General features: G+C 60.5%; 18 protein-coding genes, 1 tRNA gene and 7 pseudogenes. 12 read left to right on the top strand and 14 right to left on the bottom strand.

Annotated features, from left to right (window positions below):
• The first annotated feature begins 66 nt into the window (after positions 1–66).
• The 10 genes and pseudogenes from N7E02_RS23015 to N7E02_RS22970 all read left to right on the top strand — a co-directional run bounded on the left by N7E02_RS23015 (position 67) and on the right by N7E02_RS22970 (position 6770).
• On the top strand, positions 67–642 hold the full coding sequence (locus N7E02_RS23015) for a polysaccharide biosynthesis/export family protein (RefSeq protein ID WP_286579902.1): 576 nt from the start codon (positions 67–69) through the stop codon (positions 640–642).
• Positions 642–1801, top strand: a pseudogene (locus tag N7E02_RS23010) (glycosyltransferase family 4 protein). The gene N7E02_RS23015 and the pseudogene N7E02_RS23010 overlap by 1 nt, the downstream one beginning before the upstream one ends.
• Before the next feature lie 77 nt (positions 1802–1878).
• Positions 1879–3427, top strand: a pseudogene (locus N7E02_RS23005) (undecaprenyl-phosphate glucose phosphotransferase).
• Positions 3424–4662 (top strand): O-antigen ligase family protein, encoded by a 1239-nt coding sequence (locus tag N7E02_RS23000; protein ID WP_286579900.1) that lies wholly within the window; start codon positions 3424–3426, stop codon positions 4660–4662. Before N7E02_RS23005 ends, N7E02_RS23000 begins: the two are co-directional and overlap by 4 nt.
• A gap of 45 nt (positions 4663–4707) precedes the next feature.
• Positions 4708–4998 (top strand): helix-turn-helix domain-containing protein, encoded by a 291-nt coding sequence (locus N7E02_RS22995; protein ID WP_286579899.1) that lies wholly within the window; start codon positions 4708–4710, stop codon positions 4996–4998.
• A 73-nt stretch (positions 4999–5071) separates the two neighbouring features.
• Positions 5072–5221 (top strand): hypothetical protein, encoded by a 150-nt coding sequence (locus N7E02_RS22990; protein WP_286579898.1) that lies wholly within the window; start codon positions 5072–5074, stop codon positions 5219–5221.
• Positions 5222–5312: 91 nt separating this feature from the next.
• Positions 5313–5501 (top strand): hypothetical protein, encoded by a 189-nt coding sequence (locus tag N7E02_RS22985; protein ID WP_286579896.1) that lies wholly within the window; start codon positions 5313–5315, stop codon positions 5499–5501.
• A gap of 162 nt (positions 5502–5663) precedes the next feature.
• Positions 5664–6020 (top strand): hypothetical protein, encoded by a 357-nt coding sequence (locus N7E02_RS22980; RefSeq protein ID WP_286579895.1) that lies wholly within the window; start codon positions 5664–5666, stop codon positions 6018–6020.
• Between the two features lie 189 nt (positions 6021–6209).
• Positions 6210–6286 (top strand) — tRNA-Pro (locus N7E02_RS22975).
• Positions 6287–6383: 97 nt separating this feature from the next.
• Positions 6384–6770, top strand: coding sequence for a c-type cytochrome (locus N7E02_RS22970; RefSeq protein WP_286579893.1), 387 nt, complete (start codon positions 6384–6386; stop codon positions 6768–6770).
• Positions 6771–6850: 80 nt separating this feature from the next.
• Here the strand turns inward: N7E02_RS22970 and N7E02_RS22965 are convergent, their stop codons facing one another.
• The 7 genes and pseudogenes from N7E02_RS22965 to N7E02_RS22935 all read right to left on the bottom strand — a co-directional run bounded on the left by N7E02_RS22965 (position 6851) and on the right by N7E02_RS22935 (position 11889).
• Positions 6851–7321: a BA14K family protein gene (locus N7E02_RS22965; RefSeq protein ID WP_286579892.1), complete on the bottom strand. Its 471-nt coding sequence runs from the start codon at positions 7319–7321 to the stop codon at positions 6851–6853.
• Between the two features lie 106 nt (positions 7322–7427).
• Entirely contained in the window at positions 7428–7964 is a 537-nt protein-coding gene (locus N7E02_RS22960) for a MerR family transcriptional regulator (RefSeq protein WP_286579890.1), read from the bottom strand.
• A 158-nt stretch (positions 7965–8122) separates the two neighbouring features.
• Positions 8123–8460: pseudogene (locus N7E02_RS22955) on the bottom strand (integration host factor subunit alpha).
• A gap of 118 nt (positions 8461–8578) precedes the next feature.
• Positions 8579–9549: pseudogene (locus N7E02_RS22950) on the bottom strand (beta-ketoacyl-ACP synthase III).
• Positions 9550–9568: 19 nt separating this feature from the next.
• Positions 9569–10615, bottom strand: a complete 1047-nt coding sequence (gene plsX / locus N7E02_RS22945) for a phosphate acyltransferase PlsX (RefSeq protein ID WP_286579889.1) — start codon at positions 10613–10615, stop codon at positions 9569–9571.
• 144 nt (positions 10616–10759) lie between these two features.
• Positions 10760–11326 (bottom strand): YceD family protein, encoded by a 567-nt coding sequence (locus tag N7E02_RS22940; protein ID WP_286583995.1) that lies wholly within the window; start codon positions 11324–11326, stop codon positions 10760–10762.
• Positions 11313–11889 (bottom strand): annotated as a pseudogene (locus tag N7E02_RS22935) (ubiquinol-cytochrome C chaperone family protein). The gene N7E02_RS22940 and the pseudogene N7E02_RS22935 overlap by 14 nt, the downstream one beginning before the upstream one ends.
• A gap of 103 nt (positions 11890–11992) precedes the next feature.
• Between N7E02_RS22935 and N7E02_RS22930 the strand changes: the two are divergent.
• A complete protein-coding gene (locus N7E02_RS22930) occupies positions 11993–12304 on the top strand; it encodes a hypothetical protein (RefSeq protein WP_286584116.1) in 312 nt (103 codons plus the stop codon).
• Positions 12207–12699, top strand: a pseudogene (locus tag N7E02_RS22925) (outer membrane protein assembly factor BamE). Before N7E02_RS22930 ends, N7E02_RS22925 begins: the two are co-directional and overlap by 98 nt.
• A gap of 68 nt (positions 12700–12767) precedes the next feature.
• On the opposite strand, the gene N7E02_RS22920 reads toward N7E02_RS22925, so the two are convergent.
• From N7E02_RS22920 to nrdR, 7 genes and pseudogenes are all read right to left on the bottom strand, one after another.
• Positions 12768–14909, bottom strand: a complete 2142-nt coding sequence (locus tag N7E02_RS22920; RefSeq protein ID WP_286579887.1) for a sodium-translocating pyrophosphatase — start codon at positions 14907–14909, stop codon at positions 12768–12770.
• 244 nt (positions 14910–15153) lie between these two features.
• Positions 15154–16317: an MFS transporter gene (locus N7E02_RS22915; RefSeq protein WP_286579886.1), complete on the bottom strand. Its 1164-nt coding sequence runs from the start codon at positions 16315–16317 to the stop codon at positions 15154–15156.
• A 17-nt stretch (positions 16318–16334) separates the two neighbouring features.
• Positions 16335–16829 (bottom strand): transcription antitermination factor NusB, encoded by a 495-nt coding sequence (gene nusB, locus N7E02_RS22910; RefSeq protein ID WP_286579885.1) that lies wholly within the window; start codon positions 16827–16829, stop codon positions 16335–16337.
• A complete protein-coding gene (gene ribH, locus N7E02_RS22905; RefSeq protein WP_286579884.1) occupies positions 16829–17290 on the bottom strand; it encodes a 6,7-dimethyl-8-ribityllumazine synthase in 462 nt (153 codons plus the stop codon). Before ribH ends, nusB begins: the two co-directional genes overlap by 1 nt.
• A gap of 170 nt (positions 17291–17460) precedes the next feature.
• Complete coding sequence (locus N7E02_RS22900) at positions 17461–18075, bottom strand: riboflavin synthase (RefSeq protein ID WP_286579883.1); 615 nt, start codon at positions 18073–18075, stop codon at positions 17461–17463.
• A pseudogene (ribD, locus tag N7E02_RS22895) lies at positions 18075–19132 on the bottom strand (bifunctional diaminohydroxyphosphoribosylaminopyrimidine deaminase/5-amino-6-(5-phosphoribosylamino)uracil reductase RibD). Before ribD ends, N7E02_RS22900 begins: the two are co-directional and overlap by 1 nt.
• 26 nt (positions 19133–19158) lie before the next feature.
• A complete protein-coding gene (gene nrdR / locus N7E02_RS22890) occupies positions 19159–19638 on the bottom strand; it encodes a transcriptional regulator NrdR (RefSeq protein WP_286579882.1) in 480 nt (159 codons plus the stop codon).
• Positions 19639–19646 lie beyond the last annotated feature (8 nt).

The raw sequence follows: 19646 nt of genomic DNA, 5'->3' as shown, positions 1-19646 counted from the left end.
GCCTATTAACCCTAACGGACCGATAATGCATCCGATTGGTATGAACAGCCGGAGCCTGCAGCGAAAATGGCCTTCGCACGACCCAACAGAGCCTTGGGGCTCGCCCTTGCTGCCGCTGTCGCCTTGCTCAGCGGATGCGCTGCACACGCGCCAGCCTCTAAGGGCTTCGATGACGCGGCCATCCAGCCCTACAGGCTCGACAGCGGCGACCGTCTCCGCGTTACGGTGTTCGAGCAGCCGGGCCTGAGCAACACCTACACGGTTGATCAGGCGGGCTATATCTCGTTCCCTCTCGTTGGTCAGGTTACCGCCCGTGGCCAGACTTTGCCGGCGCTGGAAGGTTCGATCGCAAGCCGCCTGAAGCAGGGCTACCTGCGCGACCCCGATGTCAGCATCGAGATCGACCGCTATCGTCCCGTCTTCGTGATGGGCGAAGTCGGCAGGCCGGGACAGTATTCCTATGTGCCGGGCATGACGGCGCAGAACGCCGTGGCGATCGCCGGCGGCTTCACCTCCCGCGGCAACCAGCAGGACGTCGATGTAACCCGCAAGATCAACGGCCGCGTCATCACCGGGCGGACCGGCACGACGGCGCCGGTGCTTGCCGGCGACACGATCTACGTCCGCGAGCGCCTGTTCTGATACTCGATGGCGGCCGCTCCCTGCGCATCCTGCATTGCTTTCGCTCTCCGGTGGGAGGGATCTTCAGGCATGTGCGGGATCTGGTGGAGGAACATCGCGCAGCCGGACACGACGTGGGCATTCTCTGCGACAGCTCTACGGGCGGCGCATATGAGGATGCATTGTTCGACAGCATCAGGCCGCAGCTCAGCCTCGGGCTGACGCGGCTGCCGATGCGCCGGGCGATTTCGCCCTCCGATATGGCGGCTCTCTACCGGAGCTACCAGCATATCAAGAGTTTGCAGCCGGATATTCTGCACGGTCATGGCGCCAAGGGCGGCGCAGTGGTGCGGATGATCGGCTCAGTGTTGCGGGTTGGTAAGTCTCGCGTCGCCCGCGTCTACTCCCCCATGGGGGCAGCCTGCACTTCTCGCGTTCGTCGCTCTCCGGTCAGGCCGTGCTGCGGCTCGAACGACTGCAGGAACGTTTCGCCGACGCGACCGTCTTCGTCTGCGACTATGAGCGACGGACCTATTCGGCGAAAATCGGCGAGCCCAGGAAGCGCACGCAGGTCATCTATAACGGGATCAAAGAGGCCGAGTTCATGCCGGTGGAAGCCGTGCCCGAGGCAGCGGATTTTCTCTACATCGGCATGATGCGGGATCTCAAAGGTCCCGATGTCTTCATCGACGCCTTCGCCCGCACCGAACGGGAAATCGGCCGCCCACTATCAGCCCTGATGGTGGGCGATGGTCCGGATACAGGGCGCTATCACCTGATGATCTCGCAGCTCGGTCTCAGTCGCAGGATCAAGATGATGCCGGCCATGCAAGCCCGAAAAGCCTTCGCGCTGGCAAACACGGTGGTCGTACCCTCGCGGGCGGAAGCAATGCCCTATATCGTTCTGGAGGCGCTGGCGGCCGACAAATCGGTGATCGCCTCACGCGTCGGAGGCATTCCGGAAGTTCTCGGAGAAGCCAGCAAAGCGCTTGCCATTCCAGGTGACGCCAAGGATCTCGCCCGCATCATGACCGCTGCGGCGACCGAACCTGACTGGCACGAGCGCGTCATGCCTGATCCGGCTGATTTCAAGGCCGTTTTCTCGGCACCGGTCATGGCGCGGGACATGCTGGCGCTCTACGAGAGCCTCGTTCGATCCGAGGTGATTGGGGCTCGCTAAAGGCTTCCTTAGCATCTATTTGTTATGGAAATACCATTGCCTTCCCGTCCTCGACCGGAAGAACAAGGGGCCGATGGATGAATCAGCAACGCAATTCCGATGATCTCGATCTCGAGTCGCTGCGCCGTAAGGTCTCCGAAATCCGAGCGCGCGGCGAAGATGTCCAGTCGTCGACGGAACTCAACCCTCTCGCAAAGCAGATCGCGGCACAGTTCAGCGACAGCAACTATTCGCCGACCATGCTGATCGGCCTCTTCCGGCTGTTCGAACTGATATCGCTGCTCATCATTGGCCTGATCGCCGGCTACGTCCTGTCTCCGCATCCGGAAGGCATGTTCGCCGCCCGTCTTGCGGTGGTCGCCGCAGGCTCGGCATTGACGGTTCTTCTGCTGCAGGTCGTGGACGCTTACCAGATCCCGTCGATCCGCGCCGCGAGAAGCACCGGGGCACGTGTGCTTGGGGCGTGGTTCGTCGGATTTGGCCTTATGCTCGCCGGCCTCAGCCTGTCGGAAGGCATCGCTCCCAGCACTGTCGGCGCGCTGTTATGGTTTGCGATTGGCGCGGCCTACCTCCTGGCCGAGCGCCTTCTCACAGCGTTCGTAATCCGCCACTGGGCACGCAACGGAGTTATGGAGCGACGGGCGGTCATCGTCGGCGGCGGCGAGCCCGCCAAGCTGTTCATCCGCCGGCTGGAAGAACAGCCGGACAACGACATCCGAGATCTGCGGCATCTTCGACGACCGCGGCCATGACCGTTCGCCGACCGTGGTCGCCGGCTATCCGAAACTCGGCACATTCGCCGAACTGGTCGAATTCGCCCGACTGGCGCGCATTGACATGCTGATCATCGCCCTGCCCCCGACAGCCGAGGCGCGCATTCTGCAGCTTCTGCGCAAGCTCTGGGTCCTGCCGGTCGACATCCGCCTTGCTGCCCATGCCCATCGCCTTCGCTTCCGGCCGCGTTCCTATTCCCATGTCGGCGCCGTGCCGATGTTCGATATTTTCGACAAGCCGATCCGCGATTGGGATTCGGTCGCCAAGCGCGTCTTCGACATTGCCTTCACGCTCATTTCCATCGTGCTGCTTTGGCCGATCATGCTGGCGGCGGCGGCGGCGGTGAAGTTCACGTCCGAAGGACCTGTCCTGTTCCGGCAGAAACGCCACGGCTTCAACAACGAGACCATCGAGGTTCTCAAATTCCGCTCGATGTATACCAACATGGGCGACCAGACGGCGGTCAAGGCGGTGACCAAGGGCGATCCGCGCGTCACGCCGGTCGGTCGTTTCCTGCGCAAGTCCTCAATCGACGAATTGCCGCAGCTCTTCAACGTCCTGAAGGGCGAGCTGTCGCTCGTCGGCCCTCGCCCGCATGCCGTCCACGCCCAGACCGGCGAGCGCAAATATGTCGATGTGGTCGAGAGCTATTTCGCCCGCCACCGGGTCAAGCCCGGCGTGACCGGCTGGGCGCAGATCAACGGGCTGCGCGGCGAGCTCGATTCAGACGACAAGATCCGCGCCCGTACCCAATATGACCTTGACTATATCGAGACTTGGTCGCTGCTTTTCGATCTGAAGATCCTGTTCCTGACGCCGATCAGGCTGTTGAACACGGACAATGCCTATTGACCGTCACGACCGCTGAAGATCGGGCACAGCGCCCCTCGACGACCGCCCTCCTCCGGCTCCTCGGGTCGGCGCTGATTGCGTTCGGCGTGTTTCTGTCCGGCTTCGTGATTTCGGAGCCTGCCCCCTATGAGCTGATCATGGTCATCCAGATCGCGATCTGGTTCCTGTTGGGCTTGCGCATTTCCCGCACCGTCTGCGCAATCCTGGTTCTATTACTGGTCTTCAACATCGGCGGCCTGTTCTCCATGACCATCATGGCGGACATGAGCGGCGCGCCGATGTATTTCGCCGTTTCCATTTTTTTGGCTCTGAGCTCGGTCTTCTATGCCGCAATCGTCGAGGACGATCCGAAGCGCCTGGACCTGATCTTCAAGGCATGGGTCGTCGCCGCACTGATTACCGCCATGCTCGGCATTCTCGGTTATCTGAATGCCTTTCCCGGCGCGCATGTATTCACAAGATACGACCGCGCCATGGGCGCCTTCCAGGATCCGAACGTCTTCGGCCCCTATCTCGTCGGCCCCATTCTCTATCTGCTCTATCGTCTGCTGAACGGTCGCGTCATGATGGCGCCGCTCCTGATCGGCGGCATTGTCGTTCTGGTCCTTGGCGTCTTTCTGTCATTCTCGCGCGCAGCCTGGGGCCTGTTGCTGTTCGGTGGTATTGCCCTTGTCATCGTCATGCTGCTCAAGGAGCGGACAACCGCATTCCGCCTGAAGATCCTGACGATTTCGATCGTCGCAGGGCTGATTCTCGTGCTTGCGCTCGCGATCGCCCTGCAGATCCCGCAGATCTCCGATCTCTTCATGAACCGCGCGAGGCTGGTGCAGGAATATGACGGGGCGCGGCTTGGCCGTTTCGAGCGCCACAAAATAGGCTTCCTCATGGCGCTGGAACGCCCGCTCGGCATGGGGCCGATGGCCTTCGGCAAGATCTACGGTGAGGACGAGCACAATATCTGGCTGAAATCGCTGACCACCTACGGCTGGCTAGGGGCTGTGACCTACCAGATCATGATATGGTCGACGATCGTGCTCGGCTTCCGCTACCTGCTGCGGGAACGCCCCTGGCAGCCCTATCTGATGATCGCCTGGGTCATGATTGTCGGCCACGCGCTGATCGGCAACGTCATCGATACCGATCACTGGCGCCATTTCTATCTGCTGCTGGGCGTGCTGTGGGGCTGTTTCGCGCTCGAACACCGCCATATGCGAAGGCAGCGCTTGCGCGCCTGATATCAGCTTGCTTGACATCGTCGGGCGTCACTCCAGATCATTCTCATGATTACGACAGCACAGCTTCGCGCCGCACGCGCCCTCATCGACATGACAGTAGACGAACTCGCCGGAATGTCCGGGCTGAGCGCAGACGCCATCCGCTCTGCGGAAGCGGGGGCTGGCACTCCTGATCAGAACGTAGGAGAGCGGTTGAAACGCTTATTTGAATCGAAAGGCGTGATCTTTGTCGCGGCGGGTCAGCAGGATGCCTCAGGCGCTGGCGTCAGGCTTCATGGCGTCCACCCCGACGAAGGGATCAGGCCACAATATCTCAACGCTACCAACGACGATTGAAATGTTTCGCATTACACGGAACCATTTGAGTTCTCACGCGTTTCCCGCCCGCAATTCAACAGTGGGACTACGCATGGCTCGCACCAATAGCCTCTATCTTATCATCGGCGCACTCATCGTCGTCATCGCCGGTTTCAGCTTCTACGCCTATCGCGAGGAAACCAAGCCGGAAGGCGTTTCTATAAGCATTGGACAGGATGGCGTAAAAGTCCAAGAAGAGTGACAGCCGAATGCGCATAGGTTTTTTAACGATAAAGGCGCAATATTAGTCAAAGCCTCCATAATACTTCCGTGGATGTAGTGAGGGGATTCACATGACTTCGCATTTGAATATTTCAGATATCGAGGACAAGGGCCTAAAGAAAGTCTGGAGCGTTACAGACTTTGCCAAGCGCTATCGCCTAGACGCCGAGGAGGAGACTCGCCTCGTGAAGCTCCTGGGCCCCTTCGCCACTCAGCAGGAACTTCTGATGAATGCCAGCCGAGCTCCGCGCTTCCGCTGAGCCGCTTCAAATAAATATAACTATCAATCACGTTGACTGTGGTGTTTGCGCGAACTTTTCTTAAGTATCGCAGCAGCGGAACCTTTTCCTTCTTTGGCAAGTTACGTAGTCGTTAACTTATGCTTGGCGCCGACAAGAACAATCGGCTCCGAAGGAGGAGATATGTTTCGCTTTGCATCAAAGGCTGGCGCTGCTGCCGCACTTTCTCTCGTCGCAGCGGCGACATTCATGACACCCGCAATCGCTCAGGACGTCGAGCTCCGGGTCGGACCTGACGGCATCCGTCCTGTGATACGTGATCGCGATCGTGACCGCGACCGCGACCGTGAATACGATAGGGTCGACGATCGCGGTCGCGGCTGCAGCCCGGGAGAGGCACGCGCTGCTGCTCGCGACGAAGGCTTGCGTAGCCCCGAAGTCGTGCGCGTGACATCGCGCAGCGTTACGGTAGAAGGCATGACCCGCCGCGGCCCGGATCGCGTTACATTTGCAAATCGTCGTGGTTGCCCGCTGATCTGACGGGCGCCAACATCACCGACAATGTTCGCCGCCCTGCCCTGTGTGCATCACGATATGTCTGCAGATGAGGCGGGTGGCGAGCTTTTAGTGACAGTCTGCGTGATCGTCATGAGCAATGCTACTCGCACCGATTTTTCGCTTGCACCCAACCGACCGCACCGGTAAGGAAGTCGTGCTCTCGAAGCAGGTCGGAATGTAGCGCAGCCCGGTAGCGCACTTGACTGGGGGTCAAGGGGTCGTGGGTTCGAATCCCGCCATTCCGACCATTTATCTCCCCCAATATTTTGATTTTTTACCGACACCGCATTCTCAACGCACCTACGCGCGTCAGCGTGAATTTTTAGACGGCGCATAAAACCATCAATGTCATATAGAGCCGCTGCAGCACTCCTATTGCTCTTCTTTCCGATGCTCGCAGGCGCGCGGTCTGCGGCTGGCGCGGATCTCGAGCATGGTGCACGCGTGTTTGAAACCTGCGCTGCGTGCCACGCGATCGACAGCGATGTGAACAAGATGGGCCCGCATCTGAAAGGGGTCTTCGGCCGTGCGGCGGGGAGCGTACCGGATTTTCGCTATTCGCAATCCATGCGCAAGGCGGGAACCGACGGGCTTGTCTGGGACGAGGCAGCGCTTGCCGCCTTTCTATCGAGCCCGAAGAAGATGGTGCCAGGTACAAGCATGCGATTTTGGGGACTGTGGTTTCAGTCCGAAATCGATGACGTGATCGCCTATATGAAGGCCAATCCCTGATCGTTGTCGTCTAAGAGATAGACGCTAAAAAAGAACTGCCCCAACGAGATAGGGCAGCTCCTGGATTTGATGCGCCTTAATCACCGGTAAGGCGAGTAGCACTGCCGGCGCGGACCGTTATAAGGCTGGAACGTGTTGTCGTAAGCCCTATAGGAACGATAGCGATTGTAGCACCATTCCGTATGGCTGCTCGCACCGACATAGCGGCGCGCTGGCGGTGCATGACGGGGCTGAGCGAGTGCGCCGCCGATGATGGCACCTGCTGCCAGCCCGCCAATGATGGCCCCGGCATTGGAGCCGTGGTAATGGCGGTGGCGATAATATCGTCCATAGTGCCGACCGCGATAGCCATCGCGATAGTGGCGACGATGGTGACGATAATAAGGGCCTGGACGGCCGCCATTGCGCCACACCTCACCGCGGTACTGGACCTTCTCGATCGGCTGCGAGGTCTCTACCTTCTGCACGCCGACCATCGGAAATGCCTGCGCCGGCGCGACGCCGGAGAACGCGGTGATTGCGGATACTACGATTATTGCGAGTTTTTTCATTTCATTCTCCTCGGAATGTCTCCCTGAGGGAAATGATCTAACTCTCGTTCTGAACCAGGGGTGAACGATAAAATTCTGGTGATGATTGTAATCAAACGAGAGCGGGTTAACGCACCTGATCGAGAAGCCGCTTGCATTCAAGGAGGTCGAACAGCGCTTCCTGAAGCAGGGCCCTGTCCTCCTTGCCGACGCTGGACTTGCCGATAGAGACCTCGGGGGATTCGCCGTCGCCGGATGATCCAAAACCGAAAAACCGGCCGCTTGGCTTCACCTTGGGGCGGCCGAGAACCTGGTCGTCTTCCGCGCCGCCGACCTTCGGATCCGACTGCCGCTCGTTGCTGGAGGCAATTATAGCATCCATGGTCGCCATGTCGCCGGAGGCGATGGCTGCCACGAACTTGTTGCCGTTGGTCTTCAGGAGCTTCTGTACACCCTTGATCGTGTAGCCGTGATCGTAGAGCAGATGACGGATGCCCTTGAGGAGTTCGACGTCTTCGGGGCGATAGTAGCGGCGACCACCGCCGCGTTTCATCGGCTTGATCTGGGTGAATCGGGTCTCCCAGAATCGCAGGACGTGTTGCGGCAGATCGAGATCGTCCGCTACCTCGCTGATGGTGCGAAATGCATCCGGGCTCTTGTCCACCGTTCAAACCTCCAGGCCGCGATTACAGGCAGGCTCCCGAGCGGCCGACCACGATCGCTTCGGTATATCCAAGGTACGCCACGAATCGCACCTATCTCAATGGGTTGAGACAGCGAATTGAAGCATGTTCACAGGAATGACGGAAGAGTGACATCGCCTCAGGCGACGGGCGTTACCGGCTTCAGCTTCGCTTTACGGCTGATATGGGCCTTCAGGATGCGCTGTTTCAGCACGTTGGAGGCCTTGAAGGTCATCACCCGCCGGGGGAAATCGGCACTTCCTCACCCGTCTTCGGGTTACGGCCGATGCGCTCGTTCTTGGAGCGAACCTGGAACGTCGCGAAGGAGGAAAGCTTAACCACCTCGCCGCGGACGATGGCATGGCAGATCTCGTCGATCACGGTCTCTACCAGTTCTGCCGATTCGGTGCGGGAGAGCCCAACCTTGCGAAATACCGATTCCGCCAAGTCAGCACGTGTCACTGTCTTTCCAGCCATGATCCCCGCCCATTTACCGAATTGATCTTACCAAAGCCGATAAAGACTATTTTGCTTGGCGACTAGGGTCAAGCACCTGCGCAAAATCAACTATTTGTTCAAGACGAACTCGCCCGCCTTACCAGCGGACGAGGACCGAGCCCCAGGTGAAGCCGCCGCCCATGGCTTCCAGCATCACCAGATCGCCCTTCTTGATGCGTCCATCGGCGCAGGCGACGGACAGCGCGAGCGGGATAGACGCAGCAGACGTGTTGCCATGCAGATCCACGGTAACGACCACCTTCTCCGACGGGATGCCGAGCTTCTTCGCGGAACCGTCGATGATGCGGCGATTTGCCTGGTGCGGCACCAGCCAGTCGAGATCGTCGGCCGTCGTCCCGGTCGCCTCGAAGGCGCCCTCGATGACGTCGGTGATCATGCCGACCGCATGCTTGAAGACTTCGCGGCCTTCCATGCGCAGATGGCCGACAGTCCCCGTGCTGGACGGGCCGCCATCGACATAGAGCTTGTCCTTGTGAGCGCCGTCGGACCGCAGCTGCGCCGTCAGGACGCCGCGATCCGCCGTCGTTCCTGCGCCCTCCTGAGCCTCCAGGATCAGCGCGCCGGCACCATCACCGAAAAGCACGCAGGTGGTGCGGTCCTTCCAGTCAAGGATGCGCGAGAAAGTCTCGGCGCCAATGACCAGTGCACGACGCGCCATGCCGCCGCGGATGTGGAGGTCGGCCGTCGCCATGGCATAGACGAAGCCGGAACAGACCGCCTGCATGTCGAAGCCGTAGCCGTGGCTCATGCCGAGCCGGCGCTGAATGTCGACAGCTGTCGCCGGGAAGGTGTTGTCGGGCGTCGAGGTCGCGACGAGAACGAGATCGATGTCGTCGGGCGTCAGGCCTGCATTGTCGAGAGCGGCACGCGCTGCCTGCTCACCGAGCGAGGCAGTCGTTTCCCCTCGCCCGCAATATATCGCTGGGTAATACCCGTGCGCTGGACGATCCATTCGTCGGTGGTCTCCACGATGCTTTCCAACTCGCGGTTGGTCATCACCCGCTTCGGGAGCGCTGCCCCGTAACCGCGAACTACTGAACGGATCATATTCACTCACATCCTATCGTCATGCAGCTTCAGGGCCAGCCGGCGGCTGACGCTTGGCATGATAAATCTTCAAATCCTGCGAGATCTTCGCATTGAGATCGTTGCGGGCCATATCGTAGCCGACGTCGATCGCGGCTGCGAAACCATCGGCATTGGTGCCACCATGGCTCTTGATGACGATGCCGTTCAGACCAAGGAACACGCCGCCATTGACCTTGTTAGGATCCATTTTTTCGCGCAGCCGATCGAAGGCCGGCTTCGCCAGCAGATAGCCGACCTTGGCAAGGAAGGTGCGCGACATGGATTCGCGCAGCAAAGTGGCGATCTGGCGCGCAGTGCCTTCTGCAGTCTTCAGCGCGATATTGCCGGTGAAGCCTTCGGTCACCACGACGTCGACTGTGCCCCGGCCGATATCGTCACCCTCGACGAAGCCTTGGTAGGCGATCGTCGGCAGATTGGCCTCGCGGATCAGCCGCCCGGCTTCCTTGACCTCTTCCTGACCCTTCACCTCTTCGACGCCGACATTGAGAAGGCCGACCGTCGGACGGTCCACCTCGAACAGAGCGCGCGCCATGGCGCCGCCCATAAGGGCGAAATCAAGCAGTTGCTGGCTGTCGGCACCGATCGTGGCGCCAATGTCGAGTACGATGCTCTCGCCCTTCAGGGTCGGCCAGATGCCGGCAATGGCGGGGCGTTCGATGCTGGCCATCGTCCGCAGACAGAATTTTGCCATGGCCATCAACGCGCCGGTATTTCCGGCAGACACGACGACATCGGCTTCGCCGAGCTTTACTGCTTCAATCGAACGCCACATGGTCGAGACGTAGCGACCGCGCCGCAGTGCCGCGCTTGGCTTTTCGTCCATGCCAACAGCAAGTTCGCAGTCGTGGAATACGGAGCGCTCACGCAGCTTCGGATATTTGGCGAGCCAGGGCTCGCACTGCGCCTTCAATCCATAGATGATGAAGGTCACGTCAGGATGGCGGTCGAGGGCCTTGGCGGCACCGGGTATGACTACCTCGGGACCGAAATCGCCCCCCATCGCATCCAGAGAAATTCTGATCACTCGTCTCTGATCCTTGTTCTCGGCCATCCGAACGACTTATTCAGCCATCCGGCGGTCGGTGCCAGCAGTCGGGCCATGCTCATGCTTGGCCCAGCCGGCGAAATCGTGGCCAAAATATAGTTTTCGCCGCCGCTTACAACAGGGCTAGTCTTTTTTCCAGTCTTTGAGGACCGCGAAGGGATTGGGCCTGTCGCTCTTGCTAGTCGCGTCGCTTTCGATGTGATCAGCGAAATCGACGTTTTTAGCGCGCGGATAGGGATCGATCGCGAGCGCTGCGAACTCCGTTACCGCCTCGCCGACATCGATCGTATCGCCGATAAACATCTCGGGAGCATCGGGACCATCCGGATCGAGCAGCATCTCGGCAGTATCACTGGCCACGATACGGGCAAGCTTGGATCCTTCGGGAACGAAGATTTGCTCGAAGGCTTCGTCAATGCGTGATTCGACCGGCTCGAGGGTCACCACGCAGGACTGCACGATCTCGGCGGAGACGCGCCCCTTCAATCTGACGCCATCCTTCTTCCAGCGCGACAGATAGACCTCCGCCTTCAGCGTCTTCACTTCGACGACATCCCAAAGCTCGGCGACAGCCTTCAGCTCGCTGGGGCTTGCCTCCACCTTAACGGTGACGGCGTTGGCGGAGATATTGCCGACCTTTACCGGATAGGAGAAAGGCGGTTTTTCCGTCGGGGTATTATGGTCCTTCATCATTCCTCACTTCTCCCGCCATGCCCTGATCCGGGCCGGGTGCCGCGATGACCGCGCCCCCACGGGAAATATCGTCTTCCGAAATCTCGGCGAGCTGCCGCTCCGCCTCGATCATCCAGGTTGCCAGCTGCGTCATGTCGACGCGCGCCTCACCATCCGGGTAGATATTGCGGGCAAGGCTTTCAGCCAGTTCATTCTCATTGCGGGCGTCGAGCGCACGCGCATAAGTCTCCAGACGTCCATAGAACATTCCGGCAAGCTTCTTCATCCGCTTCGGCACACCCTGGTCGCCGATGCCGAGTTCGCGGATCGAATGGTCGAGATCCTGGAAGAAGGCGTCGACGATCTCCTGCGCCAACTCCTGGCCGCTGGTTCCCGATTTCGCCGTGCGCCGGAAGAACAGGATCATTACGATCGAGAGCATCTCGTAGCGGCCCATGACCGTGTCCGGCACGCCGAGATCGCTATAAAGAAAGGAATGCGCGCCGCCGAAGTCAAGGTCGCGTATTGGCGCTCGACGATCGCCCGGTTTTGCTTTTCTTTTTGAACAAGCCGAAGATCATCGAAAGTCCCGCCAATGATCCATCAAAGGTTCGCGACGAAGAAATGAGCGATTTCCCGCCATATGCGATCCAAATCCTGATTGAGTTCTGCGCCTAATGTTGCATGGAAGCGAAAGCTGGTTTACCGAAGCATGCGCGAATTGCAATGCCGTTCGGCCATGGCCGCATTCGGGTTTCGATCGATCCGGGCAAGATGATGCCCTCACGATCCTTCGTCCCCGGAATAGCCACAATGGTAATGAACAGCAGATGCCCGGCGATGGCCGGATTTGATTACGTGGGGGATGCTGTTGAAGAAGCGGACTGCCGAGTACGGAATGACATTTTTGAAAAAGACCGCCATCAGCCTGATGCTTCTCGCCTCCGTCACCGCTTCGGGCTGCACGTCGATGAATATCGGCGACACGATGTATAACGGCTACGTTGTCGATGAACAGTCGCTGGCCCTCATCCCCGAAGGCTCCAGCCGCGAACAGGTTCTGCTGACGATGGGCACGCCATCAACGACAGCGACCTTCGATCTCGGAAGTGCTTTACTACATCTCCCAGCGCCGCGAGCGCGCTGTCGCTTTCATGAAGCCGAAGCTGGTGGAACAGTCGGTGCTGGCGATCTATCTCAACAAGGACGGCGTGGTCGAGCGCAAGGCCAACTACACGCTCCAGGACGGCAAGGTATTCGATACGATCTCGCGCACGACGCCGACCGGCGGCCGCGACCTGACTTTCCTGCAGCAGATCCTTGCCGGCGGCAGCGGCGCAGCCAGCAGCGGTGCGGCAGCCGTCCGCAGCATGCTCGGCGGTGCGCAGTAAAAGCAGCAGCCAGATATTTCAAGAAAGGCCCGCCGGCTTCCAATCCGGCGGGCCTTTCCGTTTGCGGTTCAACCGGCGAGAATCGCCAGTAGCAGCAGCGCTACGATATTGGTGATCTTGATCGCCGGATTGACTGCGGGACCTGCCGTATCCTTGTAGGGATCGCCGACCGTATCGCCGGTCACCGACGCCTTGTGAGCCTCGGATCCCTTAATGTGGCGAACACCGTCCTTGTCGACGAAACCGTCCTCGAAGCTTTTCTTCGCATTGTCCCAGGCACCACCACCCGAGGTCATGGAAATGGCAACGAAAAGGCCGTTGACGATGACGCCGAGAAGCGACGCACCGAGTGCGGCAAAGGCAGACGCCTTGTCGCCGCCGGAGATCAGCAGAACGCCGAAATAGACGACGATCGGCGCCAGCACCGGCAGCAGCGAGGGGATGATCATTTCCCTGATCGCGGCACGGGTGAGTATATCCACCGCCCGACCATAGTCGGGCCGGTCGGTTCCCTGCATGATGCCCGGCTTGTCGCGGAACTGTCGGCGCACTTCCTCGACGATCGATCCTGCCGCCTTGCCGACTGCCGTCATGGCAATGCCGCCAAAGAGATAGGGGATCAGCCCGCCAAAGATCAGACCAGCGACGACGTAAGGGTTGGACAGGCTGAAGGAGATCGGACCGACGCCCTGGAAGTATGGATACTGTTCCGCGTTGGCCGCGAAATACTGCAGGTCGTTTGAATAGGCGGCAAACAGCACCAGGGCGCCGAGACCGGCTGAGCCGATCGCGTAGCCCTTGGTGACCGCCTTGGTCGTGTTACCCACCGCATCGAGTGCATCGGTCGACTTGCGCACCTCCGGTGGCAGGTGCGACATCTCGGCGATGCCGCCGGCATTATCGGTGACAGGGCCAAAGGCGTCGAGTGCGACGATCATGCCGGCAAGACCGAGCATGGCGGTAACCGCGATGCCGGTGCCGAAGAGCCCGCCGAGCTGGTAGGTGGCGATGATGCCGCCGACGATGACGATCGCCGGAAGCGCCGTCGATTCGAGTGATACGGCAAGCCCCTGAATGACATTGGTACCGTGGCCGGTCACCGAGGCCTGGGCGATCGAATTCACAGGCCGCTTGTTGGTGCCGGTATAATATTCGGTAATCACCACGATCAGCGCCGTGACAACGAGGCCGACGAGGCCGCAGACGAAGAGGCTGCTGCCGGTGATCTCCTGCCCCGCGACTGTGCCGATGACACCCCAGCCGACGGTCATCGACGTGGCGATTGCCAAACCAAGAATGGACAGAAGACCGGTCACGATCAGCCCCTTGTAGAGCGCGCCCATGATCGAGCCGTTCGAGCCGAGCTTGACGAAGAAGGTACCGACGATCGAGGTGACGATGCAGGCGCCGCAGATTGCCAGCGGATAGAGCATGGCCGATTCGAGGATCGGAGCGCCGGCGAAGAAGATCGCGGCCAGCACCATGGTGGCGACGACCGAGACCGCATAGGTTTCGAACAAATCGGCCGCCATGCCGGCGCAATCGCCGACATTGTCACCGACGTTATCAGCGATTGTCGCGGGATTGCGCGGATCGTCTTCCGGAATGCCGGCCTCGACCTTGCCGACGAGGTCACCGCCGACATCTGCGCCCTTGGTGAAAATGCCGCCGCCGAGACGGGCGAAGATGGAAATGAGCGAGGCGCCGAAGCCAAGCGCCACGAGGGCATCGATGACCTCGCGCGAGCCGCTCGCATGGCCGAGGCCTGCGGTCAGTACCCAGTAGTAGATTGAGACGCCGAGCAGGGCGAGACCCGCGACAAGCATCCCTGTGATCGCACCCGATTTGAATGCGATATCGAGACCTGCGGCCAGACTATGGGACGAGGCCTGCGCCGTGCGGACATTGGCGCGGACGGAAACATGCATTCCGATAAAGCCTGCAGCGCCGGACAGAACCGCGCCGATTATAAAGCCTAAGGCAGCCGTGCCGGACAGAAGCAGCCATGCCAGGATGGTAACGACGACACCAACCATGGCGATCGTCATATACTGGCGCGTCAGATAAGCCTGCGCTCCTTCACGGATGTAGCCAGCAATCTCCTGCATGCGTTCATTGCCCTGATCGGCGGCAAGCACGGAGCGTGTCGCCCACACGGCATAGATGATCGATAGCAGACCGCATACGATCACACTCAAAATCACCAACATTCGCTTTTTCCTCTCCCAAATGCCGAGCCTAACGTCTCGGCCATGCATTCTCGTGCGGACGCCTCCTCCAAAGGATGTTTCCGCCATGCGGAGGCGAGATTGCGGTGGAGAAGAACTGTCGTCAACCCCTGCACAGGCAAGGGGACAAGGCGTCGCAGGTCAGGCGTCTCAGGTTGGGGCGTCGAAGGTCAGGCAGCCTTGGCCCTGGTACGGAAGAGCAGAGCAGCGATCAGAAGAAGGCAGATCACGGCCACCGGCCAGATGACCAGGTTGATAAAGGACCAGCCCCAGGTGACGAAGACCTTGCCCGACGAGAATGAGGACAGCGCAACGGTGCCGAAGAGCACGATGTCGTGGAAGCCCTGTACCTTGTCTGCTTCCTGCGGGCGATAGCTGGAGGCAACGATGGCAGTAGAGCCGATGAAGCCAAAGTTCCAGCCGATGCCGAGCAAAACGAGCGCCCCCAGAAATTCCAGAGTTCGATGCCGAGATGGGCGACGATGGCGCATGCCATCATGACAAACAGCCCGGCCGCGACGATCTTCTCCGCGCCGAAGCGCGCGATCAAACTGCCGGTCACGAAGCTCGGGCCGAACATGGCCAGCACGTGCCACTGGATGCCGAGCGTTGCCATTTCCGGCGGAAATCCGCAGCCTATGACCATGGCGAGCGGAGCGCCGGTCATGACGAAGGTCATCAATGCATAGATGCAGATGCCGCAGATCATGCCGGTCAGGAAACGGTGCGTCAGCACAATCTCCTTCAGCGGCCTCGCCGGTTCGGCGTGATGGAGGGCGGCTTTCTGGGCCGGCAGTCTGAGAAAGGCAAATGCGCCTATAGAGATGAGGAAAAGCGGGATCAGCGCAACAAAGGCACCGGCAAAGGTGATGGGCGCGAAAAGATCCTTTGCCACGATGACGATTTGCGGCCCGAGCACGGCGGAAACGATGCCGGCGCCGAGGATCCAGGAAATCGCCTTGGGCTTGTAACTGGAGGGAGAGACGTCGGCGGCAGCGAACCTAATCTTTTGAGTGAAGCCGGAGGATGTGCCGATCAGCACCAGCGAGAGAGCGAAGAGCCAGAAATCGCCGCGGAAAAGCGCGATCGCTGCCAGCGCACCGCCAGCCACACCGATCAGGCAGCCGAGCATGAAGGCTTCCCGCCGTCCCAGAAACCGCGAAGCAATCGCGATGACGACAGCGCCACAGGCCGTGCCGAGGTTGAACCCGGTGATCGGCGCCGTCGCCAGAGACTTGTCTTCGGCGAGAAGCTGATAACCGGCGAGCGAGCCGATGGAGATAGAGAGCGGCGCCGCAGCACCGGAAATGGCCTGAGCGGTAGCGAGAAGAGCTACGTTGCGGCGGGCGGAGCGCATCTGCGTCTGAAGTCCGTCCACCACGCCGTCCATGTCACTGCCCTATCTGCTTATTTCTTCGCGTCGCCGCGAACCTGCTTGGCGATGCGATCGAGAACGGCGTTGACGATGCGCGGCTCGTCCTCTTCGAAGAACGCGCGGGCGATCTCGACATATTCCGTGACGATAACCGGCACGGGAACGTCCTTGCGTTCGAGGATTTCGAACGTGCCGGCACGCAGGATGGCGCGAAGCGTAGAATCGAGACGCGACAGCGGCCAGTCTTCCTGCAGCGAGGAGCGGATGATCGGGTCGATCTTCTGCTGGTCGCGAACGACACCGGAGACGATCGAGCGGAACCAGGACGGGTCGGCCTTCAGATAGGTATCGCCATCCAGTTCCTGTCCGAGACGATGGGCCTCATATTCAGCGACGACTTCCAGCACGCCGGTACCGCCGATATCCATCTGATAAAGCGCCTGCACGGCCGCAAGACGGGCTGCGCCGCGCTGGTTGACGGATTTCACCAGCTTTTCCTGGCCCTGCTTTTCCTGCTCGTTAGACATCAGCGCGCACCATTCAGCTTTTCGCGGAGCGCGATCATGGTCAGCGCAGCACGGGCCGTGAAGCCGCCCTTATCCTTTTCCGAACGGCGAGCGCGAGCCCAAGCCTGTTCCTCGTTCTCGACGGTCATGATGCCGTTGCCGAGCGCAAGCGATTCCGACACGGCGAGATCCATCAGCGCACGGCAGGATCTGTTCGACACGATATCGAAGTGATAGGTCTCACCGCGGATGACCATGCCGAGCGCGACAAAACCGTCATATTCGGTGCCGCCCTGCTCGGCCGCATCAAGCGCCATGGCGATTGCCGGCGGAATCTCAAGCGCGCCCATAACGGTGATCACATCATAGGTTGCCCCTGCCTCCTTGAGGGCCGTCGTCGCGCCATCAAGCAATGCGTCGGCCATATCGTCGTAGAAGCGTGCTTCGACGATCAGGATGTGAGGAGCAGTTTCAAGCGACATGGATCACCTTCAAATATCGGGCCCTGAATAAACGGACCTCTTCATTGGCGCGGTCAAAACACGCAATGAGGCGGTTGGCAAGCGATTTTCAATAGACGCTGCATTGCCGGCCACGCATGACGGCAAGATAGGCTATCCCTTTAGGTACCGATACCCGACGAATGGCCGCGTCAGGCGCGCGCGGGGAATTCGGCAAGACGGGCAGCGTAGCGTGCCATCGTATCGACTTCGAAATTGACGAAATCGCCCGGCTTGCGGTCGCCCCAGGTGGTTACGGCTAGCGTGTGGCGGATCAGGAGCACGTCGAATTCGGCGCCATCGACCGCATTGACGGTGAGCGAGGCACCGTCGAGCGCAACCGAGCCCTTTGGCGCAACGAAGCGTGCCAGGCTTTCCGGCGCACGCAGCTTGATGCGGACGGCCTCGCCCTCATGCTCGACCGACAGGATTTCCGCCTTGCCATCGACATGGCCCGAGACAATGTGGCCGCCGAGTTCGTCGCCGATCTTCAGGGCCCGTTCGAGATTGATCCGCGTGCCCTTGGTCCAGGAGGCGATCGTCGTCAGACGCAGCGCCTCTTCCCAAGCCTCAACCTCGAACCAGCGCTCGTTGCTGCCATCCTCGGGAAGCGTCGTGACCGTCAGGCAGACACCGCCATGGGCAATAGAAGCGCCCATATCGATCGTCTTCGGATCATAATTCGTCGCGATGCGCAGTTTCACGCCCTCATCGAGAGCGGTCATCTCGGAAACGGTGCCGACGTCGGTGACAATACCTGTGAACATCAAAGGCCTCTTTCATATTCGAAGCAGCGGTCAGCGCCGAAACGGCTTTCACGAATGCGCTGGAATTCGGCTGGCATATCGTAAGGCGTCACCGGCGATTCAAGCCCGCCCTCGCCGACAGTAAGATCCGACTGGAAAAGCACGATATGGTCGACAAACCCGGCATCGAGGAAGCGCCGAGCCACCTCAGCCCCGCCTTCAATCATCAGCGATGAGACGCCGCGGGTGGCGAGATTGGTGAGCAGGTCGGCCGGCCCTTCGGCCTGTAGGATTTCCACGCCGGCCGACATCAGAGCCCGCAGCTTTGTTTCATTCGACGGATGCGTCTCGCAGAACGGATCGGTGACAGCGACGACCGGCACGGTTTCCGCGGATGTCACGAGCTTAGACGTCAACGGCAGTTCGAGGCGGCGATCAAGGATGATACGAAGCGGCGAGCGTTCTTCCAGTCCGGGCAAACGAACGTTCAGCTCGGGATCGTCGGCGAGTGCGGTGCCGATGCCGACCAGGATCGCGTCATTTTCGGCGCGCATGACATGCACCTGGGCGCGCGTCTCCGAGCCGGTAATTGCCAGCTCTTCGCCGCGGCGGCCGATCATTCCATCGGCGGAAACCGCAAGTTTCAGAGTCACATAGGGCGCCCCTTCGTCTGGCGTGAGAGGTATCCGGCAAGGACGCGCCGCCCCTCTTCCTCCAGAATGCCGGTCTCCACTTCGATGCCTGCCTCGCGCAGGATTGCGAGACCGCGGCCGGAAACACGCGGATCGGGATCGTTGAGGCAGACCACGACGCGCGCAACGCCCGCGGCCACCAGCGCGTTGGCACAAGGGGGCGTACGTCCATGATGAGAGCAGGGTTCGAGCGTCACATAGACGGTCGCTCCCCTCGCCTTTTCGCCCGCGACAGCCAGGGCCTGGGTTTCCGAATGGGGACGACCGCCCGGGGCCGTCACGGCCTGACCGACGATTGCGCCGTCCTTGACGACGATCGAGCCCACGGAAGGATTGGTCGCCGTCAGGCCGGTATTCCATCGCGACAGCCTGAGAGCCGCCGCCATGAAACGCCGGTCGTCGGCAGCGCTCGTCACGCGTCCAACCCCGGATCGCGGGCGATCTTGGCGCTGATCTCCTGGATAACCTTCTCGAAGTCATCCGCATGAGAGAAGTCGCGATAGACCGACGCGTAGCGGACGAAGCCGACATCATCGAGGCTTTTCAGCGCTTCGAGCACCTGCAGGCCGATCTGCTCGGACGAGATTTCCGCCTCGCCGGAGCTTTCCAGCCGTCGAACGATTCCGGACACGGCCCGCTCGATGCGCTCGGCATCGACGGGGCGCTTGCGCAGCGCGATCTGGAAGGAGCGCACCAGCTTGTCGCGGTTGAATGGCACCTTGCGGCCGGTCTTCTTCAGCACCATCAGCTCGCGCAGTTGCACGCGCTCGAAAGTGGTGAAGCGTCCGGCGCAATCCGGGCAGATACGACGCCGGCGGATGGAGGTGAAATCCTCCGCCGGGCGCAGATCCTTGACCTGGGTATCTTCAGAGCCGCAGAAGGGGCAGCGCATGCGACGTC

The sequence above is a fragment of the Terrirhizobium terrae genome, assembly GCF_030323265.1.
Taxonomy (GTDB): domain Bacteria; phylum Pseudomonadota; class Alphaproteobacteria; order Rhizobiales; family Rhizobiaceae; genus Neorhizobium.
The sequence above is the reverse complement of the archived record's forward strand: the minus strand, read 5'-3'. Positions and strand labels throughout refer to the sequence as shown.

Bases quoted from the DNA above. Each gene is read 5' to 3' on its own strand.
- N7E02_RS23015 (WP_286579902.1), top strand. From the start codon at position 67: ATGGCCTTCGCACGACCCAACAGAGCCTTGGGGCTCGCCCTTGCTGCC.
- N7E02_RS22995 (WP_286579899.1), top strand. From the start codon at position 4,708: ATGATTACGACAGCACAGCTTCGCGCCGCACGCGCCCTCATCGACATG.
- N7E02_RS22990 (WP_286579898.1), top strand. From the start codon at position 5,072: ATGGCTCGCACCAATAGCCTCTATCTTATCATCGGCGCACTCATCGTC.
- N7E02_RS22985 (WP_286579896.1), top strand. From the start codon at position 5,313: ATGACTTCGCATTTGAATATTTCAGATATCGAGGACAAGGGCCTAAAG.
- N7E02_RS22980 (WP_286579895.1), top strand. From the start codon at position 5,664: ATGTTTCGCTTTGCATCAAAGGCTGGCGCTGCTGCCGCACTTTCTCTC.
- N7E02_RS22970 (WP_286579893.1), top strand. From the start codon at position 6,384: ATGTCATATAGAGCCGCTGCAGCACTCCTATTGCTCTTCTTTCCGATG.
- N7E02_RS22965 (WP_286579892.1), bottom strand. From the start codon at position 7,321: ATGAAAAAACTCGCAATAATCGTAGTATCCGCAATCACCGCGTTCTCC.
- N7E02_RS22940 (WP_286583995.1), bottom strand. From the start codon at position 11,326: ATGAAGGACCATAATACCCCGACGGAAAAACCGCCTTTCTCCTATCCG.
- N7E02_RS22930 (WP_286584116.1), top strand. From the start codon at position 11,993: ATGGAAGCGAAAGCTGGTTTACCGAAGCATGCGCGAATTGCAATGCCG.
- N7E02_RS22920 (WP_286579887.1), bottom strand. From the start codon at position 14,909: ATGTTGGTGATTTTGAGTGTGATCGTATGCGGTCTGCTATCGATCATC.
- N7E02_RS22915 (WP_286579886.1), bottom strand. From the start codon at position 16,317: ATGGACGGCGTGGTGGACGGACTTCAGACGCAGATGCGCTCCGCCCGC.
- nusB (WP_286579885.1), bottom strand. From the start codon at position 16,829: ATGTCTAACGAGCAGGAAAAGCAGGGCCAGGAAAAGCTGGTGAAATCC.
- ribH (WP_286579884.1), bottom strand. From the start codon at position 17,290: ATGTCGCTTGAAACTGCTCCTCACATCCTGATCGTCGAAGCACGCTTC.
- N7E02_RS22900 (WP_286579883.1), bottom strand. From the start codon at position 18,075: ATGTTCACAGGTATTGTCACCGACGTCGGCACCGTTTCCGAGATGACC.
- nrdR (WP_286579882.1), bottom strand. From the start codon at position 19,638: ATGCGCTGCCCCTTCTGCGGCTCTGAAGATACCCAGGTCAAGGATCTG.